The organism is Bartonella vinsonii subsp. arupensis OK-94-513 (assembly GCF_000278235.1).
Lineage (GTDB): Bacteria > Pseudomonadota > Alphaproteobacteria > Rhizobiales > Rhizobiaceae > Bartonella > Bartonella arupensis.
In genome coordinates this window covers 68,214-71,784 of sequence record NZ_JH725039.1, presented here as the reverse complement: position 1 = coordinate 71,784, position 3,571 = coordinate 68,214, and the positions used below count along the sequence as shown (strand labels likewise).

The 3,571-nt window shown below is 36.9% G+C and carries 1 pseudogene; it reads right to left on the bottom strand.

Annotated elements, in window-relative coordinates:
- Window positions 1-2,948: pseudogene (locus ME1_RS07350) on the bottom strand (autotransporter outer membrane beta-barrel domain-containing protein); the annotation flags it as partial.
- Window positions 2,949-3,571 lie beyond the last annotated feature (623 nt).

The window sequence follows — 3,571 nt, the reverse complement described above, 5'->3', positions numbered from 1 at the left end:
AATGTCCATATGGTGTTGTTTTTCAGATCAAAGTGGACATTTCTGTCTTTAGCAATTGTTGCTCTGCCCTCTAGAGTGGATTGATCTGCATTTAATGTGAAGGTGCCGTTGGTGATCGCTTTAACATCTTTATTGTTCCAAAAATTTTCATTCCAAAAAGTACCATCTCCTAATAATACGTCAGCATGGACTTCTGATTTTTTAAGATTGACTGTACCGATTGATGGAGCAGCAGCATTTTCGATGTTTTTTTTAACAAAAGCTCCAACTGAAATTCCTGTATGATTTTCAGCATGAATCTCTGCATTGGTCAGATTGATCTCATTGCTACGATATTTTTGTGGATCATTTCCTAAAAGATCAGGGAAAGTTGCGAATTGTAAACCGATAGCTTCTGCTGTTGCAGAAATATCTGTCAGATCAATATGTCCGCCATTTACTACAACCAGTGCAGCTTCTTTTGCTTCTATTTTATTTTTCTTCCCATTCTGAGGAGTGTCGAATTCGGTATCTGGACCTTTAGAATTAGCATCAATAGCGCCATTAACCATCTTAATTGTGCCATCTTCACTAGCATAGAGACCAATACCAAAATTTTGAATGGTTGTTTTGCCCGTTAATTTAATTTCACTCCCAGATTCCATTGTATATGCACCATATCCTATGCGAGCGGGGTATTCATAAATCTCACCGACTACGGTTAAATTTTCGCTAGTGATTTTACCACCATTAGAGGCGAAAAGACCGTTCGAAACTTTTTCAAGGGTTGTATTACCCTTTAATTGAATTTCACTATTGGGATCGTTGGCATCTACACCTACAGTATCGTATACTTGTTTTTCATCAATAGTTATTGTTAAATTTTCGCTAGTGATTTTACCACCTTGTTCTACTCTCAGTCCGCTTATAACGTTTTCAATGCGTGTTTTGCCTTTTAATTCAATTATGCTATCAGGACCAATTGCTGATGCACCGTTTCCTAAATTATTATTTGTTTTTAGAGTAACATCCGCAACTTCAATACGTCCACCATTTTCTGTAAATAATGCGCCTTTACGTCCATTCACAACTCCTCCTATGACAGTTCCTCCTTTCATTGTGATCTTAGATCCTGCACCCTCTGCATGGAGGCCATTGCCATCAGATGAGGAGACTGTCGTATTGTCTTTTAAAGTAATGGTGCTGCCGTTTTGAGCATGTACCCCGTTATCTTTTCCCTCAAACGATCCTCCAGAGGCTGTTATTGTCGAATGATCATTTGCAAATATGCCTTGGTTTGCTTTAGTGACGGTTACTTTGTTTAAAGTAACCGTGCTTTTTTCGGCACTTATTCCCTTATCCATTAAGGTGCCATTTTCGCTGTTCGATATGTTCACATTCTCTAGCATGTTTTTGTTTTTATCACTTCCGCTAGCGTTGAAAAGAGCACCAATTTGAGAAGCAGCAATAGAACCACCGGTCATTTTGGCTGTAGCTCCATTTTGTACATCAAGGCCGTTTGCAACTTTTTCAATGGTTGTTGTGCCTTTTAATGTAATTACGCTGTCAGCGCCATCGGCTTTTGCACCAGTTCCTTTGCCATCTGTTGTTAAAGCAACATCTGTGGCATCGATCTGTCCGCCTTTTTCTGCAAATAATGCATTTTGTTTTCCACTGACAGTTCCTCCCGTCTTCGTGATTTTAGTTCCTGAACCTTCTGCATGGAGTCCATTGCCTTCAGATGATGTGACTGTAGCTTTTTCATCTAAAGTAATGGTGCCGCCTTCTTTAGCATATACCCCATCAGTTTTTCCATCGAATGATCCTCCGGATACTGTTATTGTGGAGTCATCATTTGCAAATATGCCTGTTGTTGCTTGACTGACGGTTACATCTTTTAAAGTCACAGTGCTTTTTTCGGCACTTATTCCTTTATCCATTAAGGTGCCATCGTTACCGCTCGATATTTTCACATTTTCTAGCTTGTTTTTGTCATTATTGTTGTTCTCAAAAGAAGCTCCTGTCTGGGAAACAGTGATAGATCCTCCTGTCATTTGAATGACACCATTGTCTTTTGCCTCAAGTCCGATTTTAGCCTCTTCAATTGTGGTATTTTGCAAATTAATAGTGCTTTTTGAGCCCGCGACGTGTGCACCCGTTCCATTACCATCCGTTTTCAGAGCAACATCTGTGATAGTGATATGACCATTTTCTGCATATAATGCCATTTGTTTCGCAGTGACTTCTCCTCCCGTCATTGTGATTTTGGCTTGTGTATATCTTGACGTGAGTCCAGTGTAATTAGTCGTTATTTTAACATCGTCCTTTAGAGTAAGAATGCTGCCGCTTTCAGAACTCACACTTCCATTAAAGGACCCTCCTGATACAGTTACGACAGAATTATTATCTACCTTTAAAGCATCGGTAGCTAAACCAACAGTTACGTTGTTCAAGGTGAGAGAGCTGTTCGTGACATATATTCCGTTGGCCATTGAACCGTCGTTATCTTTAGGGTGTGCTATCGTTACATTTTCTAGCATGTTTTTGCTACTTTTGCTGTTCTCAAAAGAAGCAGCTATTCCAGAAACTATAATGGATCCCCCAATCATTTTAATTGAACCGCCATCTTTTCCTTGAAGCCCAAGGAAAATATTAGAATCTGTTCCTTTAAGAGTCGTGTTATCCAGTAATTCAATAGAACTGTCTGCACCTTCAGCTGTTACAGCATATTTTCCTGGGGTCGGATATGGGCCTCCTAATGGAGGGTTAGTCTTTTTATCTCCGATGATTGTTAAATTTTTACCAATAATTTTTCCCCCTGTTTTGGCATGAATTGTTTCATAGGTTTTATTGGAGACTTCACTTTTTCCCGTAGAAACTTCAAGGTTTTCCGCATGTAGATTGTAATGGGTGCCAAACAGTAAGATTGTTGCGGCTGCTGTGCACAACAAGAGGGATTTTTTAGACATGAATGTTTTCCTGATTTAGAGGATGTAAAAGAGAGTGAAATTGAAATATTAATATTACTATTTAGTTGTTTAAATAAATAGTATTATTATGTAAATAGTTATTTATATTATTTAAATAGTTGTTTATATTTACATACATAATGTATTTATTTTTAATAATTTTTTTGTTATTTTAAGTAAATATTTTTATCGAAAACTTATTTAATAGTTAATGTTTTTCTATTTTTATGGAAGAATAAAAGTATTATTATATTATGATATGTTGATGAAAATCTTTTATTTGAAAACACATATCGTCTTCGTGCAATTTTCTGTTTGCGTATTGAAGAAAAAGAACAGAGAAGCCACAGCTGCGAGAAATAGGCAGTGTTACAATAATTCAGTAATCATTCTCAGAAAATGATTTTTCTTTAGATCGTAAATGTGTTTTGTATCTATATTAAAGAGTATAGATTGGTGCTGGATGAATTTTTAGTTGTTTTCCATTTTTGAATATTCTGCATAAAGTTAAGTGTTTTTCTGAATAAGGGTTAAAACATTGAATTGTGTTGTAGTTGCCGGAGAATGGGAATATTTTATAAAAAGAGAGCTGGGTTTATTCTCCTGTAAAGAGGAGAGAGAGT